Annotated in this window: 14 protein-coding genes; 7 read left to right on the plus strand and 7 right to left on the minus strand. The window is 50.6% G+C overall.

Annotated features, from left to right (window positions below; all coding sequences use genetic code 11):
• Positions 1 to 10: 10 nt before the first annotated feature.
• From J0A65_RS06055 to J0A65_RS06070, 4 genes are all read right to left on the minus strand, one after another.
• Positions 11 to 310: a DUF3019 domain-containing protein gene (locus tag J0A65_RS06055; protein WP_206593246.1), complete on the minus strand. Its 300-nt coding sequence runs from the start codon at positions 308 to 310 to the stop codon at positions 11 to 13.
• Between the two features lie 70 nt (positions 311 to 380).
• Positions 381 to 1,184 (minus strand): MipA/OmpV family protein, encoded by an 804-nt coding sequence (locus J0A65_RS06060; RefSeq protein WP_206593247.1) that lies wholly within the window; start codon positions 1,182 to 1,184, stop codon positions 381 to 383.
• 558 nt (positions 1,185 to 1,742) lie between these two features.
• Positions 1,743 to 2,759 (minus strand): branched-chain amino acid aminotransferase, encoded by a 1,017-nt coding sequence (locus tag J0A65_RS06065; protein WP_206593248.1) that lies wholly within the window; start codon positions 2,757 to 2,759, stop codon positions 1,743 to 1,745.
• Between the two features lie 485 nt (positions 2,760 to 3,244).
• Positions 3,245 to 3,610, minus strand: coding sequence for a DUF3718 domain-containing protein (locus J0A65_RS06070; RefSeq protein ID WP_206593249.1), 366 nt, complete (start codon positions 3,608 to 3,610; stop codon positions 3,245 to 3,247).
• Between the two features lie 358 nt (positions 3,611 to 3,968).
• Between J0A65_RS06070 and J0A65_RS06075 the strand changes: the two genes are divergently transcribed.
• The 6 genes from J0A65_RS06075 to J0A65_RS06100 all read left to right on the plus strand — a co-directional run bounded on the left by J0A65_RS06075 (position 3,969) and on the right by J0A65_RS06100 (position 11,209).
• Entirely contained in the window at positions 3,969 to 5,222 is a 1,254-nt protein-coding gene (locus tag J0A65_RS06075; RefSeq protein ID WP_206593250.1) for an efflux RND transporter periplasmic adaptor subunit, read from the plus strand.
• A gap of 43 nt (positions 5,223 to 5,265) precedes the next feature.
• A complete protein-coding gene (locus J0A65_RS06080; protein WP_206593251.1) occupies positions 5,266 to 5,979 on the plus strand; it encodes an ABC transporter ATP-binding protein in 714 nt (237 codons plus the stop codon).
• Between the two features lies 1 nt (position 5,980).
• Positions 5,981 to 7,294, plus strand: a complete 1,314-nt coding sequence (locus tag J0A65_RS06085; protein WP_206593252.1) for an ABC transporter permease — start codon at positions 5,981 to 5,983, stop codon at positions 7,292 to 7,294.
• Positions 7,295 to 7,304: 10 nt separating this feature from the next.
• A complete protein-coding gene (locus tag J0A65_RS06090; protein ID WP_206593253.1) occupies positions 7,305 to 8,510 on the plus strand; it encodes an ABC transporter permease in 1,206 nt (401 codons plus the stop codon).
• Between the two features lie 78 nt (positions 8,511 to 8,588).
• Positions 8,589 to 9,911: a sigma-54-dependent transcriptional regulator gene (locus tag J0A65_RS06095; protein ID WP_206593254.1), complete on the plus strand. Its 1,323-nt coding sequence runs from the start codon at positions 8,589 to 8,591 to the stop codon at positions 9,909 to 9,911.
• Positions 9,908 to 11,209 (plus strand): sensor histidine kinase, encoded by a 1,302-nt coding sequence (locus J0A65_RS06100; protein ID WP_206593255.1) that lies wholly within the window; start codon positions 9,908 to 9,910, stop codon positions 11,207 to 11,209. Before J0A65_RS06095 ends, J0A65_RS06100 begins: the two co-directional genes overlap by 4 nt.
• An 88-nt stretch (positions 11,210 to 11,297) precedes the next feature.
• Here the strand turns inward: J0A65_RS06100 and J0A65_RS06105 are convergent, their stop codons facing one another.
• Positions 11,298 to 12,473, minus strand: coding sequence for a DUF5009 domain-containing protein (locus J0A65_RS06105; RefSeq protein ID WP_206593256.1), 1,176 nt, complete (start codon positions 12,471 to 12,473; stop codon positions 11,298 to 11,300).
• 209 nt (positions 12,474 to 12,682) lie between these two features.
• Here J0A65_RS06105 and J0A65_RS06110 point away from each other — a divergent pair, with 209 nt between their 5' ends.
• Positions 12,683 to 14,548 carry an FTR1 family protein gene (locus J0A65_RS06110; protein WP_206593257.1) on the plus strand — a complete coding sequence of 622 codons (1,866 nt, stop codon included), beginning with the start codon at positions 12,683 to 12,685 and terminating at the stop codon, positions 14,546 to 14,548.
• Between the two features lie 89 nt (positions 14,549 to 14,637).
• On the opposite strand, the gene J0A65_RS06115 is transcribed toward J0A65_RS06110, so the two are convergent.
• Both J0A65_RS06115 and J0A65_RS06120 read right to left on the minus strand, forming a co-directional pair.
• Positions 14,638 to 15,525 (minus strand): hypothetical protein, encoded by an 888-nt coding sequence (locus J0A65_RS06115; RefSeq protein ID WP_206593258.1) that lies wholly within the window; start codon positions 15,523 to 15,525, stop codon positions 14,638 to 14,640.
• 116 nt (positions 15,526 to 15,641) lie between these two features.
• Complete coding sequence (locus J0A65_RS06120; RefSeq protein WP_206593259.1) at positions 15,642 to 16,406, minus strand: sulfite exporter TauE/SafE family protein; 765 nt, start codon at positions 16,404 to 16,406, stop codon at positions 15,642 to 15,644.
• Positions 16,407 to 16,430: the final 24 nt, after the last annotated feature.

Below are 16,430 nucleotides of genomic sequence, written 5' to 3' on the forward strand. Positions count from 1 at the left end.
GTTAGCCCTCTTAAAACAAACGCCAGTTGCGCTTTCTGCGCTGAGATTCATACACCCAGTTAACTTGAATTTCCCGTCTCAGTAACGTGTCGTTACCCTGCTTAAGCAGCAATGTCGTGCTGGTGGATGAAGAGAATTCAAATTGCCATTCCCCTTGCCGGCGGTTTTGCCAGCAGGCCAAAGGATCTGTTGAGCCTTCCAAAAATAGGCAGTAGTCACCCTGATACGGTAACTGCCAGACAACACTGACATGGGTATAGCAAGTGCGTCCTTTGTTGATGGCAACACAAGTATCTGGCGAAACTTGCATCTGTTCCGGCAACGGGGATTGCGACGTTTCAGCGTGTAGCCCGAAGGCCAGTACTAATAGTACTAATCCCTTAGAATACATAACGCACATTGACCATGCCGAGGGTTTCCATATCACTCGCCACAATTGGACTATCGGACACGCCCCGACTGTATTGACTTACACCAAAGCCCAATTCAAGTAACCATTTCTCGTTTATGGGGTAAAGACTGGATACACCAAAATGCAGTCGATAAGCGGCTTTTCCTTGATAGACTGGCCGGGTTGACGTGGCTTCAGAAGGGCGAATGCCAAAATAGTAGTCAACCAAGTCACGGCTATAAAGATTAAGCCCTAAAGTTAGTTGAATATCCCAGTTACGTGCCTGAATAATATAGTTGTAGTAAGCCTGCAGTAAGAAGTCGTTATAGCTACCACTGAAATCCCGCGCGATTTCAATGGAGTAATGCCTGTTGGCGTCAAAGCGCTGGATCCGAATGCCGAGACTGCCGTCGGAGTCTCTTTCTTCAATGCCTCTGAGTTCCTCTATCACCTCCAAACCGTGTTGCGAATAGCCGGTTTCGCTCAGAATTGGCATGTATGAACCATTGATAGCGTCGATTTGCCAATGTTCATCCTGGTAGATGTGGTAACCCCACAAGGCGTAATTGCTTAAGCTGGTTAAACGCCTGCTGGGTGTTTCGACAAAGAAATCCTTATAACTGACGTCAATTTGTAAGGTAGGTAAAACTGGCAGTTCACTATTCCCTGGTGAGCCTTTGAGTAACGATTTTTCATCCCAGGCAGATAAGCCCAGGGATATCTGCCAGCTCCAGTCACTTGGTTCCTTGGGCTGTTCTTCGGCCAGCACTGGCAAGGCGAGACAAGCCAGCAAGCATGCTGCCGCAGTTATCCTTCTCAATGCTGTGATCCCTATCTATCTGTAATTGCGCCGGATTGTATCAAAGCTGTGTTTGCAGGGGAGCGTTAGGTTCCGTCTAAATTGTAGTGAAATTGTAAAACCTGATGACAAGCTTACTTTCTACTGAGGGCGAAATACGGGGGAGCAATCTGTAAGTACTTTCTTGAGTATGTTCTGGTCTCAATAATAACGAAGAGAAAAACCCGGGCGGGCCATGGAGAACTCGCCCGGTAAGAATCCCAAGAAAGACCAGTAGACTTGGGTGTGTAGTGCAGGTTTATATTGCAATAAATGAGAATGATTCGCAATAATAATTTTTAAGAAAGTGTCAATTTATTGATATTTATGATTTTTCATCGGCTGTCAGCAATATGGCTAGCAGGCTGAGATACGCTTTGGGTCGGTTTCAGATTGATGCGGGATGATAGACAGGCGCTGTTGCTGAATGTTGGTGTCTCTTTCCTGGGGGGAAATAAAAGCCGGACAAGTGTCCGGCTTACTTATGAAGTGCAGATTTTTAGTGTCTGAGTGTTAGCAGACTTTGGTTAGCCAACCATGCTTGTCTTCAGCCTGACCCCATTGAACCTCATTCAGCGCCTGACGCAAAGCATTAGTGGTGGGGCCGCCAAGGCCGTTACCCACAGTATGCTCTTTTCCATTATGAATTAAGGTACCCACTGGGGTCAGTACTGCGGCAGTACCAGACAGGGCGGCTTCCGCACCGGGTTTGGCTGCACGTTCCAGCAATTCGTCTACTGTTAGCTGGCGCTCTGATACTGTCATACCGCGATCGCGAGCCAAGGTCAGGATAGAATCACGGGTGACACCATGCAGGAAGCTGGCATCCAGTGCTTTGGTGATAATTTCGTTGCCATCGATAAGCAGGAAATTCGCCGCGCCCGTTTCCTGTACATCACCGTTGGGGCAAAACAGAACTTGATCGGCTTGCACAGCCGCGCGGGCTCTCATGATAGGTTGTAATGCACTGGCATAGTTACCACCGCTTTTCACCATCCCCATATGCGAGGCACAGCGGGCATTATCTTCCAGCAACAGTCGCAGTGGCTTGGCGCCGCCGGCAAAATAATCGCCCACAGGAGAAAGCAGCACGTACATTAATGACTGCATGCTGGGGGCTGCAGCCTTTCCGATGGATGGTTCTGTGCCAATATGAGTCGGGCGAATATACATAGAGCCCGGAGGATTAGGCACATCAGCAGCATATCGACGAACTATGTCAGTGATCATGTTGCTCAGCATAGCCTGATCAATTTTTGGCAAAGATAACAATTCACTACTCTGCGCCATGCGAGCGACGTTTTTGTCCATACGGAAAACATAGATGCCGCCATCAGCATGACGAAAGGCTTTCAAGCCTTCAAAACAGGTGCTGGAGTAATGAAGCACGTGGGCTCCAGGGTGCAGATTGATACTGTCTGATTTGACAGTCTGAGGTGTGCTCCAGCTGTTATTCTCAAAACGGGAGATAATCATCTCCGGGGTAAATACTGTGCCAAATGCTGACATATTTCTTAAGGCTCCTGACATTGTTCTACTTTCGAGATCGGTTTTAACACACAGAGTTAACCAGGTTAAGTCGTTGTGTTGCACCAGGGAATAGGTGGCAGCAGACCTGCCTGCCGGCTCGGCGCATATTTGTGTTTGCTGGTTTGCAAACCTTGACCGCGTGCTGGCTTTTGATTGTTGCGGCTATCATAGCAGACTACGGGCATAGAACATGGAGAATTATGGCATGGGTTCGACAAGTTTTTGCTGCGGCAGCCAGGCTGCTAACCGGAGGATGAACTGACTCAGTTAAACCTGACTTGCAGAGAGTTGGGGAAAAAGGTCAGGTACGTCCTTTATATGCTGCTTATCCCGCTGCTCAATCTGATTTGGTTGAGGATTTTCTGCCGCTGGTAAAACAAGGCTTTGAGCGATTGATGACAGACGCACACTAACTAGAGATGCTATTTAGCTGCGTCTGTCCTTCAGCTAGCCCGTCCCCTGAAACGGGCAGTGATAGCAGTATGTTAACTGCCACTGACGTGAATAATCTTATCTCCCTTTGCTTCTCCTTGCTTGGCGATATCCTGGATTTCCGTATAGGTGGCGCTGGGGTTCAGACGGTTCAACCGCTTCGCGATTTTAGTATTGCCAGCTTGATAAGCAAAATCACCGATATTCTTACCATTACATTGGACATCGTTAGCAATGTGGCGGGCACTCAGGCCTGAGTGCTGTTGAAGAATGTGAAAGCGAATCGGCGTGTCCATTGCAGCGCTAACGCATAGCTTAGTGGTTACCATGTCATCTGCGGCGACATAGACATTCTTAGCGGATACACACAAAGGTGAAAGTAATAATACAGTGCAAGTGAGTTTTTGCAGGGGCGACATATCTAACTCCTCAAATATACGGGCACATTGCCCACATATAGTGTCGCTGCAATTGGTGAAATAGTTGTTAATGGTCCATGTGAGTTTGTAAGTGTCCGTACAAATGTGTCCGCGCCGGACAGTTTTTCTGTCCGCGGACAGCATTAATTAACTTGGAAAATTAGAAATGTTCATATTTAACAATTGGTTATCTTTTTCTGTGAAGTTGGCACAAGCTTGGCTTTAAGTATTTCAGAACGGAAATGAAATTGGAGAAAGCTATGCAACTGTTAGCCATTTATCTCACTGTCCCTTTGATGCTTTGCCTTATCGCCCCGGTTATCGATCTGTGTATTGAGTTAACCGGCAGGGGGCAACAATGATTCGCGATACCAGTGGCCAGGATACCCTGATCAGTAGCTCTATCACGCAACGCTGGCGCAAACCTTTTACACTAGCAGCTGTGATGTTGGCTGCAGCCGGTACCGTGGTATGGCTGGGCGGCCGGGATGCCAGCCAGTCAGTTGATGCTTCACGTTTGGTTACGGCGAAAGTGGAACGTGGAACCTTGATAAGGGATGTCGCGGCGACCGGCCACATCGTGGCGGCTAATGCGCCGATACTCTACAGCCCACAGTCCGGTCATGTGCGCCTGTTAGCACAGCCAGGAGATCAAGTGGAAGTGAATCAGGTGGTCGCAGAGGTGAATAGCCCTGAACTGGCCAACAGTCTTCAGCAACAACAAGCCGTGTTGGCTTCCTTACAAGGCGAGTTGGAAGGACGTCGTTTGGACGCCAGAGCGCAGGAACTTGCGCTGACCCGGACTTTGGAACTGGCCAAAGTGGACCTGGATGCGGCCCAGCGCGAAGAGCGCCGCGCTCAGCAATCCATGCAAAAACAGCTGATAAGCCAACGTGATTTTGATCAGGCTATTGATGAACTTGCCAGGGCCAAACTCAACTACAGATTGGCCGGACAGGAAGTGCAAATTGCCAAAGACACTCTGGCGTTTGAATTAAGAAGTGCAGGTATTGCTATCGAACGTCAGCAGTTGGTCGTGCAAGAACTTGTGCGTCAGGTGGATAGCCTGGCAATTAGAGCGCCGGTGAGCGGCATTGTTGGTAATCATTTGGTTGAACAAATGGCCGCCGTGAGTCAAAGCCAGCCCCTGATCACCTTGGTAGACTTAAGTGCCTTTGAAGCGGAATTGCAGGTGCCAGAGAGCTATGCAGACGAACTTGGCTTGGGTATGGACGTTGAGCTGCAACTGGCTGGCGTGAATCTGATTGGGCAGTTAAAAGCCATTTCTCCTGAGGTTCGTGACCGCCAGGTGACCACCAGGGTCAAGTTACTGGATCAACCTCAGGGATTACGCCAGAACCAGCGCCTGTCAGCGCGCATTCTGCTGGAGAATCGTCCCAATACGCTGATGGTTAAACGCGGTGCCTTTTTACAAAGTGGCGGTAGTTTGAGTTATCGGGTGGATGGCGAGACCGCCTATCGTACTGCCATTCGAACCGGCGTCAGCAGCATCAGCCACGTGGAATTACTAAGCGGTGCGAAAGAAGGTGACACCCTGATTATCTCCAGTCTGGATCCCTTTGAAAATCAAGATAAAGTCATGCTGCGTTAAGCGGCATGACAGCAACGAACAACAAAGTTAAGAAGGAAAAATCATGCTATCTATGACTAATATCAGCAAGGTATATCGCAGTGAAATGGTACAAACCAATGCCCTGCGGGATTTTAATTTTCAAGTCAACGAAGGCGAGTTTATCGCCGTGACTGGTCCCTCCGGTTCAGGAAAAACCACTTTTCTGAATATCGCTGGCATGCTTGAAACCTACACCGGCGGTACCTATCAACTGGACGGCATTGACGTGGGGCGCCTGTCTGACAATGGCCGCGCTGAACTGAGAAATCAGAAAATCGGCTTCATTTTTCAGGGCTTCAATTTGATCCCGGATCTGAACCTGTATGAAAACGTTGAAGTACCGTTGCGCTACCGTGGTATCAAAGCGGCCGAACGTAAGCGTCGTATTGAGCGTTGTCTTGAGCAGGTTGGTCTGGGCGCTCGCGCTAAACATGTACCCGCGCAGCTTTCTGGTGGTCAGCAACAACGGGTGGCCATAGCCCGGGCGCTGGCTGGCGAGCCTCGCTTTCTGCTGGCAGATGAACCGACCGGTAACCTGGACAGCTTGATGGCCCGCCAGGTGATGGAACTGCTTGAGAACATCAACAAAGACGGCGCCACTATTATTATGGTCACCCACGATCCCGAGCTGGCCCGTCGTGCCCAGCGTAATATTCAGGTAGTGGACGGTCAGATTTGTGACTTCAAACTTTATCAGGGTGGGCTGGAAAAGCAGCGCGCCGGTGCGGAGGTCTGAGATGTTCTTGCACTATATTGACTTAGGCTGGCGCAGTTTGAGACGTACTCCGGTGGTGAGTTTACTGATGCTGCTGGCTATTGCGATTGGTATTGGTGTCACTATGACCAGTTTGTCGGTTTACCACATGATGTCGGTTAACCCCATGCCGCATAAAAACGACCAACTGTTTGCTGTCCAACTGCGCACTATGGACCAGGGAGCCGACTGGTGGACTTCGGATAATCTGCCATTCCAGCTAACTTACCAGGATGCGATGAATTTGCGTAAAGGCTCGGTGCCTTTTCGCCAGACTGCGATGCTGAAAACCGGTTTTGGTGTCAAACCGGCCAATCCGGATATTCCGCCTTTTATTGAAACGGCCAGAGCGGCTGACAGTGACTTTTTCGCCATGTACGAGGTCCCCTTTGCTTATGGGGCCGCTTGGGACAAAGCGGTGGATCTGCAAGGCGAAGCTGTTGCGGTGATTGGTGATGAGCTTAACCAAAAGTTATTTGGTGGTGGCAATAATGTGGGCAAGGACATAGTGCTGGACTCAGTGTCGTATCGGATCGTGGGTATTCTCAAAGCGTGGAAGCTGGAGCCGCAGATCTACGACCTGAACAATGGCGCCTGGGGGCAGAATGAACAGCTGTTTATTCCTTTCTCTCTGCTCCCTATTCAGGAGCTGAAAAGCTGGGGCAATAACAACGGCTGGAAATACGAAGAGGAGAATACCTATCAGGATAAGCTGAATTCGGAGGTAGTTTGGCTGCAATACAAAGTGGAATTAAAAGATAAGCAGGCACAACAGGACTTTCGAGATTATATGGCCGGCTATATTAAGGAGCAGCAGAAACTGGGGCGTTTCAAGCGAGATGATGCGGAGGGGGATATTAAGAATATTAGCCAGTGGTTGGACTATCGCCAGATTGTCAGTGCTGACAACAAGATTCTGGTGGGCTTGAGCTTTATGTTCCTGTTCGTGTGTCTGGCCAACATTTTAAGCTTGCTGTTGGCTAAGTTTCTCAAGCGCGCTCCTGAAATTGGTGTACGCCGTGCCCTGGGGGCGAGTAAAACCCAGGTGTTTGCTCAGCACCTGGTGGAAGTGGGTATGTTAGGTCTGGCGGGAGGGGCGCTGGGGTTGCTGATAGCGCAGCTTGGTCTGTACTTGCTGCGCAGCGGTTTCAGTCGTTACGAAGCGGTAGCCCAGATGGATCTCACGATGTGGCTGGCGGCGCCGACTATTTCTATTCTGGCCTGCTTACTGGCTGGCTGCTACCCGGCTTGGAAAGTCTGCCGCACTACCCCAGCCTTGTATCTGAAAACCCAATAGGAGCGCCGCTATGTCTGAACTTAAACCCATATTTAACGCCTTGTGGCGCAGTAAAACCGGTGCACTGTTACTGATAGTACAGATTGCTGTCACCCTGGCTATCGTTAGTAATGCTGCTTTTATCATCCATGACAGGGTAAGCTTTCTGAATCAGGATACCGGTCTTAAGGCCGAAGACCTGTTCAGGTTTAATCTCTACACCTTTGGCAAGAATGTCGATATTGCTAAACAGCAAGAAATAGATGAAACCTTACTGCGTGCCATTCCCGGTGTGGCAGATGCGGTGGTCATCAATCAGGTGCCTTTGTCAGGCAGCGGTGACTCAACCAACTTCCATCTTAAGCCAACACCACAACAGAGCAGAGGTGCCCGTGCAGCCTTCTTTATGGCCGACGAAAACCTGCTGAATACATTGGATGTAAAGCTGGAAGACGGGCGTAATTTTGAGGCTGCTGATGTGGTTTACTCCCAAGGTTTCGATAAAACCGCCAATGTTCTTTTGGCAACCCGTAGTTACGTGAATGAACTGTTTCCGGACGGTGATGGATTGGGGCAGACCATCTACCTTGGCGATAATCCTTTTAAAATCATCGGCATTATTGCGCCAATGAAGGGACCTTGGCTGGACGATGAACAGGCCGATAATGTGGCTTTGATTCCACAAGTGATGGCGGCACCCTTTAAGCGGGTTTTGATTAGAACCGAACCAGGTCGTCGTGGTGAAGTAATGCAACAAGTGGAAAAGGTGCTGTTGGCTTCTGAGTCGGAGCGTGTGGTTAGCCGTATCACTGGTGTTGATAAGCTGTTACTAGAACAGACCAGTCAGGACCGCCTGATGAAGAACATGCTGTTGGTATTAATCACTGTGCTACTGCTGGTTACGGCATTGGGTATTTGTGGTCTGGCGTTGTTTAATGTTGGCCGTCGCACCCGTCAGATTGGCACCCGCCGTGCCCTTGGCGCGAAAAAGTCGGACATCGTGCGCTACTTCCTGCTGGAAAACACTCTGGTGAGTTTGATTGGGATTGTGCTGGGGGTTGGACTGGCGCTGGCCATGAGTGATGTATTGATGCGTCATTACTCTCTGCCCCGTCTGGATAATTGGTTTATCCTGTACAGCCTGGCTGGCATCTACGTGATGGGAGTATTGGCAGTGTATTGGCCAGCTCAGCGTGCCACGTTGATTTCACCCAGTATTGCTACCCGTAGCGTATAACGGCAAAGTGTTGAACAGTCATAAGAGTAGCCGGGTACGCCCGGCTACCTGCTAATGAATAGAGAAAGTTAAGAGATAATGGAAAAAATCCTCATAGTGGATGATAACCAGGCGGTGTTGCAGGCCCTCAGTTTGTTGCTGGAAATTCATGGTTATCAACCTGTGCTTGCCAGTAACCCTGCCGAGGCTGTACAAGCGGTTATGTATCAACGCATTGCCCTGGTTATCCAGGATATGAACTTTACCGCCGACACTACCTCCGGTGAGGAGGGCAAAGCACTGTTTTACCAACTGAGGGAGCTTAATCCCAACCTGCCGATTATTCTGATTACTGCCTGGACCGAACTGGAAAGTGCAGTATCACTGGTAAAAGACGGTGCGGCCGATTATCTGGCCAAGCCCTGGGATGACACCAAGCTGTTAACCAGTATCAGCAACTTGCTGGAACTGGGTAATGCGTTAAAGGAAAATCAGCATTTTCGCCAGCGTCAGCGTCAGCAGCAGGCTGAGCTGAGTGAAAAAGACCTCTGTGGTTTGGTCTATGGCAGTCATACCATGCAACGTTTGGTGGATATGGCATTACAACTGGCTAAATCCGATGTGTCGGTGTTGATTACCGGCCCCAATGGTGCTGGTAAAGATAGGATTGCCGATATTATTCAGGCCAATTCCCCGTTAAAAGATAAACCCTTTATCAAGGTTAACGCCGGGGCATTACCCCAAGAGCTGATTGAGGCAGAGTTATTTGGCGCTGAAGCAGGCGCATACACCGGCAACAATGCGCGTCGGGCCGGGCGCTTTGAAGCGGCCGATGGTGGCACTTTGTTTTTGGATGAAATCGGTAATTTGCCTTTATCTGGACAGATTAAACTACTGCGTGTGCTGCAAACTGGCGAATTTGAGCGTCTGGGCTCTACCACTACACAAAAGGTGAAGGTGCGTTTAATTTCGGCCACCAATGCCGATTTACAGGACGATATTCAAGCCGGTCGTTTCCGAGAGGATTTGTATTACCGGCTGAATGTCGTTGAGCTCAGTTTACCGCCTCTGGCTCAGCGTCCTGACGATATTTTACCCTTAGTTGAGCATTTTTTGCCGGGGCGGGAATGCTCTTTGTCAGCAGAACGGGCATTGTTGGCTTATAGCTGGCCAGGTAATGTGCGTGAATTGGAAAATGCCTGCAAGCGGGCCAATGTGCTGCATCCTGTGGGCGTTCTGGAAGCCGAGCACTTTGCCATTCAAGGGAAAAATGTGCCGCTACAGCAAAGCCTTGAACCTGGCCCTGAGGAGATTCAACAGGCCATGGACAAACACAAAGGCGTAGTTGCAAAAGCGGCCCGTGAACTGGGACTAAGCCGCCAGGCTTTGTATCGCCGGCTTGAGAAATTTGAGCTGCTATGACGTTTAAGCTTAAGTACCAACTTATTGTTTGCACTCTGATTGCGGTTTGGGCCAGTGCTGCGCTGTATGCCTTGGTGTTGGATGTGTCTTTTGCACAGTTATTGCTGGTGACGGGGTTTGCTTCGTTAGTTGCCATCGTGCTTTGCCATTATGTGTTTGATGGGGTCGCCAAGCGCTTTGTGGCGCTCGAAACCGGATTGCTGAATTTCCGTGACAATGAATTTGGTGTCAGCCTGGCGGTGGATGGTAAGGATGAAATTAGTCATCTGGCTGCCTTATATAACGAAACCTCGAATAAGCTGCGCCAGGAGAAGCAATGGATCTATCAGCGCGAACTGATGCTGGATAAGGTGCTGCAAAGTTCGCCGCTGGCCGTCATGTTGTTGGACAACAGTGAACGGGTGATCTTCGCCAACGCCAGTGCCAGAGAGCTGTTGGCGCAAGGGAGCCGTATAGAAGGCGCGGCGTTGGAAAGCTTGCTCGAGACGCTGCCACAGACCATGGTCGAGGCGATACGCTCCGGGCGGGACGGTTTGTTCAGTGTCCAGAAGGATGATGACGAGCAAGGTAGCGAGGCCTGGCATCTGTCCCATGGCAGCTTTCTGATGAACGGTAACCAGCATAAATTATTGCTGTTTAAGCAACTGACCCGAGAGCTTAGTCGCCAGGAAGTGCAAACCTGGAAAAAGGTCATCCGGGTTATCAGCCATGAGTTGAATAATTCCCTGGCACCTATTTCATCCATGGTCCATTCCGGGCGTTTGCTGGCGGAGCAGCACGGGGATACCAGGCTGGTTAAAGTTTTTGAAACTATAGGTGAGCGGGCAAGCCATCTTAACAGCTTCATTCTGGGTTACGCCAAATTTGCCAAATTACCGCAGCCTAATCGCAGTCGGGTTGACTGGCAGGGCTTTGTCGACAGCCTGGCAGGCCAATGGGCATTTAAAGTAGAAGGCAGTTTGCCTGACACCCCAGGCTTTTTCGACCCGGCCCAAATGCAACAGGTGCTGATCAATTTGCTCAAGAATGCTGCGGAGTCAGGCTCTATCGGGGACGATATCAGCTTACAGGTGAAGACGCTGGAGAATGGCGTGCTGGTGGAGGTTTGCGACCGCGGCAGTGGTATGTCTGAGGCGGTATTAACCCAAGCTTTATTGCCATTCTATTCCACCAAGGGAGAAGGGACTGGCCTTGGATTGGCGCTTTGCCGGGAAATTGTTGAAGCCCATGACGGGCGGATCAGTTTATCCAATCGCGCGGGTGGGGGGCTTAAAGTCAGCTTTTTCCTGCCTGGCTGAGTTTTAGTATTTGTGTCGCTTTATTTGCAGGCTAAGCAAAAGGCGCGCTAATTTGCTCAGCGCGCCCAAGGTTCATCGCTTCTGACAGTTATAGCTTCAGCCTCACACCTACCCGGTTGAGCAGGGTGACCAATACCATCATCGCCAGGGCAAAAGCCACACTCCACAGCATGCCCGGGACACCGGAAGACAGCGCTTCTGGGCGCAAAGTCAGACCCAGACTGCCCAAGCCAGCGGCAAGAATGTAAGGCAGAATATAGATCAGCAACGGGTTATTGGCCGCAGGCTCAAATACTTTAACTATGCCGGTGTATTTTTGTACTTCCAACAGCTGATAGAAGAGTGCAAACAGCACACTACAAAAGAAGATGCTCAGTAACGCCCAGCTTGGCGTGGCCCATATTTTAGAAATTGGCCACAGCTGGCAGCTGACATAAGCCAGAATACCGCTGACCAGAATATACAGTCCAAGATTCAGGTGACGCTTTGGATAACGGTTATCAAAACACAGCAACGACATCAGGGTTCCAGCCAATACCATGGCAGTATGCGTATGGTTGCGATTTTCCTGGGCAAACCAGCCCAGTAAACCCGACTGGCCTTCGAATTGGGCAAAGAGTGGGAATAGACCAATAAAACCCAGGGCGACCAGACCAATCAGCAAAGGGCGCTGACCAACCAGCAAATAAGCAATCAAGGCAAACAGATATGCCCAGCCGATAAGGCCTAATATGCCCCACCACTGGTAGGTCATCCAGGTATTGTCCGGCCCTTCAAACAACCACCACAATATGGCCAGACCGGCAATGCCAACAGCTCTGATACTGAGTTGTAATGCATTGCTCCAGTCTTTGGGCAGACTGCACCACACCAGCAGCACAGAGATGTACATACAGAAGGTCCAAAGTGGAATGCTGATAGCCATAGCCGACGCGTCGTAGCCGCCGATACTGTTGACCATGTAAAAACCGATAATAATCAGACCCAAAGCCCTGACCAGGCCATGCTTGAATACTTCCCAGCTGTTATCCCCCTTGCTGACTCTGGCTTGCACTGCGAAGGGAATGGACATACCGACAATCAACAGAAAAGCCGGAAACACTAAGTCGACAAAGGTCATAGTGTCGGCATCGGCAGCAACGTGCTTCATCCAGGCGGGGATGTCGGCAATGCCTGCTAGTTCGTTAACAAACACCATGACCAGAATCGTCAGGCCACGGAACAGATCGATGGAAAGTATTCTTCCAGAAGTCAAAGTAGACATCACAAGTCCATGTTGGAAAGGGTGAACAGAAGCTACTCAATTCCGTGTTGCTCTGCAACTAATTAACATTTTACTTTCAATAATTGGTGACAAATTAACTTGTGAAGAAAAACGGCCAGTGGTGAAAATTCATCTGTAAAGGAGAGTTGTTCTCATTGAGGCGGGATGAAATAATAAACGAGAATTGTTATTAATAGAGGGTGCATTTAATGAAGAGGATAATCCAACCGCTGGTGTTGTTATTCTGCTTGATAAGCCAGCTTGCGTTTGCCTCCGGCCCAGGCCCAGAGCGTATTTTGCATCTGTTGTCCTATGTTGGTGTGGATTATCCCATGACGGTGGCTGACGGTCAGGTGGTCGATCAAGGTGAATATGTCGAGCAGGTGGAGTTTGCCGAGGCGGTTGAGGCCATATTGCAAAGCCTGCCTGCTACAGAAAAAACGCCACAATTGCTGGCGGACAGTCGCACCCTGCAGCAGCTTATTGAACAAAAGAGACCCGGTGCAGAGATCAAGGCCATGACGGAGGCGCTGAGTGAAGCTGTGACCCTGGCCTATGATATTAAACTGGCACCACGGGGTACCCCTGTACCTGCCAGCGTCAGTAATCTCTACCAGCAAATGTGTTCGGCTTGTCATGGTGCAACCGGTCTTGGAGATGGTGTCGCCGGGGCCGGAATGGAACCTGCACCCGCCAACTTCCATGATAACGAGCGTATGAATGAGCTGACCTTATTCGGGTTGTACAACACTATTACTTTGGGGGTGGAAGGGACAGGAATGGCTAGTTATACCAATCTGTCAGAAGCCGAGCGCTGGTCGCTGGCCGCTTTTGTGGCAGGGTATGTGACCGAAGCACCAGAACAGAAAGTAAAATCGCCCTTTAGTCTGGATGAGCTGGCTACCCTGACCCCCGCCCAGGTTGCAGCTCGTGGCCAGGATGTTGCTAAGTTTGTGCAGCTGCGCGCCCACCCGGACAGTATCGAATCGGATAAACCATCTCCTTTGGCATACGCTAAACAAACATTGGCTGATTCCTGGCTGGCGGTAGAGTCGGGTAACCTGGACAAAGCTTATCAATTGTCTATCGGCGCTTATCTGGAAGGTTTTGAGCTGGTGGAAGCCAGTCTCGACAATCTGGACAAAACCCTGCGTAAGGACATCGAGTTGGCCATGTTTGCCTATCGGGACGGACTGCGTGATGGACTGCCAGAAGCTGTGTTAGCACAACGTTATCAGCTTGCCCAGTCAAGCCTCGACAAAGCACAGATTCTGTTATCCGAAGGCGGCTTGTCACCTTTGCTGAGCTTTGTGGCGTCGTTGATTATCCTGTTGCGTGAAGGGCTGGAAGCCATTCTGGTACTGGCGGCTATCTATGCCTTTATGAGCCGCTCTGGTGCCTCTGGCAGCCTGAAATATGTGCATGGAGGCTGGATAGCCGCGCTGATCTGCGGTGTGGCAACCTGGGCGGTCGCCAATTACTTGTTTGATATTTCAGGTGCCAGCCGTGAGTTGACCGAGGGTATGACAGCCTTGCTGGCCACTGCCATTTTGCTGTGGGTAGGCATTTGGATGCATTCCAAAGCCCATGCCAGTAACTGGCAGCAATATATCAAAGAGAAGTTAAGTGCCAGCCTCAGTTCCGGACAAAACATCGGCTTTGCGGTACTGGCATTTGTTGCCGTGTATCGTGAAATCTTTGAAATAATTCTGTTCTATCAAGCCTTGTGGTTACAGGCTGGTGTGGAAGGGCAACAGGCTGTGCTGTTTGGCATGTTGGCGGCTACCGTGCTGTTGGTGGTGCTGAGTATTGTGATCTTTAAGCTGGCCATGCGTGTGCCGGTGGCCATGTTCTTCAAAGTCAACGCTGCCATTATGTTTGCTCTGGCGGTGATCTTTGCCGGGCGCGGAATTGCGGCGTTGCAGGAAACCGGCAGTATCGTCAGTATTCCGTTGAACCTGCCAGAAGCTACCTGGCTGGGCATTTATGCCGATGGCGTCACCCTGGCTTCTCAGGCGGCGGTAATAGTGTTGATTGTACTGATGACCTTAGTGCAGCGAAAAACACCGGCCTGATAGATAAGAAAAACGGCGCAGCTGCGCCGTTTTTATGTGCAGGGCAATACGCCGGGCTGTCTGGCCGTATTGCCACTGGGCTTGCCCGGTTAGAATGAAAACTTAATTCCCATCTGCGCCCGGTTGGTGCTGTGCGCGGCGTAGTGCTCAAATTTGGCGAACCATCCCCAGGACTGTGTAGCTAATTTGCCATCCAGCTCCAGGGCAATAGCATGACCATAATCCAGAAAGTCTTCGGTAAGTTCCGCGCGCTGGCCAAAGCTTTTGTCGGCGTAGCTGTAATGGCTGAACAGTTCGGTATCAGTGCCCAGCCAGGGCAGGGACGCAGCGAAACTTAGCACCAGCTTTACTCTGTTGCTGTCCAGTCGGTCTATCAGTTCCAGCGCATAAGTTTGTCCTGACTTGGCGTGATAGCGCAGCTCGCCACGCAGGAAATTATCGCCCAGCATATGCTCCAGGCTCAGTTCATAGCTTATGGCCTGGCTGAGACGACTGCTCAGCTCCAGTTCGGCATAGTTCAGGCTATGCCACTTTTGCCAGGCATTGGCGTTATCGAGATGGGCCAGTTCACCTACTACCAGTTCCAGGCGTGAGTCAGCATTAAATTTTTGCACCCGGCGCAGACCGCTAATCCAGCCGTCTTTTGCAAGCCCGGTCGAGGCTACGTCCCCCTTGTAGGTAGGGATAACGCCAATCTCGGTTTTACCCTCGCTGGTCTCGTGGCGCACATACAAACGGCGCAGATACAGGTGATCGGCCTTACCATCATCTAGGGTGTTGTGGCTGGAAGCAAACCCCTGACCTGTAGCGATAAAGGCCTGCAGGCTCCAGTCCTGGTTCATCTGATAGGCGGGATAAAACCTCAGGCGATACTGGTAGCGCAGGTCTGTACCCGAACGTTGATCCAAGCGCAGTTGACCGGCCAACTTGGCTTGCCAGCCCTGTGGGTGAGCTTGGGCAATGTTTGGGAGCTGCATAGACAAAAATATACAGGCAGTGAGGCAAGATAACTTCAAGGCACAAGACTCATTGAGGGGGAGGACAGGCTATTCCAGCCCAAAACCATGACAGCTTAATGAAACCAGTAAAGAGGTTATGCCGAGGTAATGAAAAAGACGAATGCCATACCCAGGCCCACGGCGACGATAAAATAGCGCAAGTAGGTCTGAGGAATTCGGTAGGCAAATGCGGCCCCTGCGTAGCCGCCTGCGAGGGCAGCGACACCCGTAACCAGCAGATGCTGAAGAGAGATGGCGCCCCCTACTGCATAAACGGCGACGGCTATGCTAGTTAAGAGCGCGGAGATAAGGTTTTTAACCCCGTTCATTCCGTGCAAATTGGTTTGCCCCATCAACCCTAGCGCAGCCAGCAGGATAATGCCCAGACCCCCGTTGAAATAGCCGCCATACACACAGACCGCAAATAATATGCTGATATTCAGTAACTGAGACTTTCTCGTGGTTACAGGAACTTGATTGGTCTTGGCTTGCAGCCTTTGCAACAGCCGGGGGGCGAACAAAAATGCTAAGGTGGCAAACAGGATCAGCCAGGGAATGAGCGTGGCAAACAACTGTTCACTGGACACCAGTAGCACCGCCGCACCGAGGCTTCCGCCGGCTATAGCTAAGATGCTTAAGGTAAAAAGGCCCATATTGGCTGGCCACTGGATATCACGTCGAAATCGCCAGGCGCTGGCAATATAGCCAGGCAGTAATGCCGCCGTGCCTGTGGCATTGGCTGAAATGCCAGGTAGACCAGCAAAGACCAGAACTGGCAGGGTGAAAAAACTCCCCCCGCCCGCAACGGCATTTAACAGCCCGCCGAAAAATCCAGCCAGTAGTACCGCAATCCATTCCATCACAAAGGACTAAGTGAGCATTTT

Origin of the sequence: Bowmanella yangjiangensis (assembly GCF_017255015.1) — a bacterium.
GTDB lineage: Bacteria > Pseudomonadota > Gammaproteobacteria > Enterobacterales > Alteromonadaceae > Bowmanella > Bowmanella yangjiangensis.

What these genes read in the sequence shown, in the direction of transcription:
- J0A65_RS06055 (WP_206593246.1), bottom strand. Translation starts at nt 310, where the DNA reads ATGCAAGTTTCGCCAGATACTTGTGTTGCCATCAACAAAGGACGCACT.
- J0A65_RS06065 (WP_206593248.1), bottom strand. Translation starts at nt 2,759, where the DNA reads ATGTCAGGAGCCTTAAGAAATATGTCAGCATTTGGCACAGTATTTACC.
- J0A65_RS06070 (WP_206593249.1), bottom strand. Translation starts at nt 3,610, where the DNA reads ATGTCGCCCCTGCAAAAACTCACTTGCACTGTATTATTACTTTCACCT.
- J0A65_RS06075 (WP_206593250.1), top strand. Translation starts at nt 3,969, where the DNA reads ATGATTCGCGATACCAGTGGCCAGGATACCCTGATCAGTAGCTCTATC.
- J0A65_RS06080 (WP_206593251.1), top strand. Translation starts at nt 5,266, where the DNA reads ATGCTATCTATGACTAATATCAGCAAGGTATATCGCAGTGAAATGGTA.
- J0A65_RS06085 (WP_206593252.1), top strand. Translation starts at nt 5,981, where the DNA reads ATGTTCTTGCACTATATTGACTTAGGCTGGCGCAGTTTGAGACGTACT.
- J0A65_RS06090 (WP_206593253.1), top strand. Translation starts at nt 7,305, where the DNA reads ATGTCTGAACTTAAACCCATATTTAACGCCTTGTGGCGCAGTAAAACC.
- J0A65_RS06095 (WP_206593254.1), top strand. Translation starts at nt 8,589, where the DNA reads ATGGAAAAAATCCTCATAGTGGATGATAACCAGGCGGTGTTGCAGGCC.
- J0A65_RS06100 (WP_206593255.1), top strand. Translation starts at nt 9,908, where the DNA reads ATGACGTTTAAGCTTAAGTACCAACTTATTGTTTGCACTCTGATTGCG.
- J0A65_RS06105 (WP_206593256.1), bottom strand. Translation starts at nt 12,473, where the DNA reads ATGTCTACTTTGACTTCTGGAAGAATACTTTCCATCGATCTGTTCCGT.
- J0A65_RS06110 (WP_206593257.1), top strand. Translation starts at nt 12,683, where the DNA reads ATGAAGAGGATAATCCAACCGCTGGTGTTGTTATTCTGCTTGATAAGC.
- J0A65_RS06115 (WP_206593258.1), bottom strand. Translation starts at nt 15,525, where the DNA reads ATGCAGCTCCCAAACATTGCCCAAGCTCACCCACAGGGCTGGCAAGCC.
- J0A65_RS06120 (WP_206593259.1), bottom strand. Translation starts at nt 16,406, where the DNA reads ATGGAATGGATTGCGGTACTACTGGCTGGATTTTTCGGCGGGCTGTTA.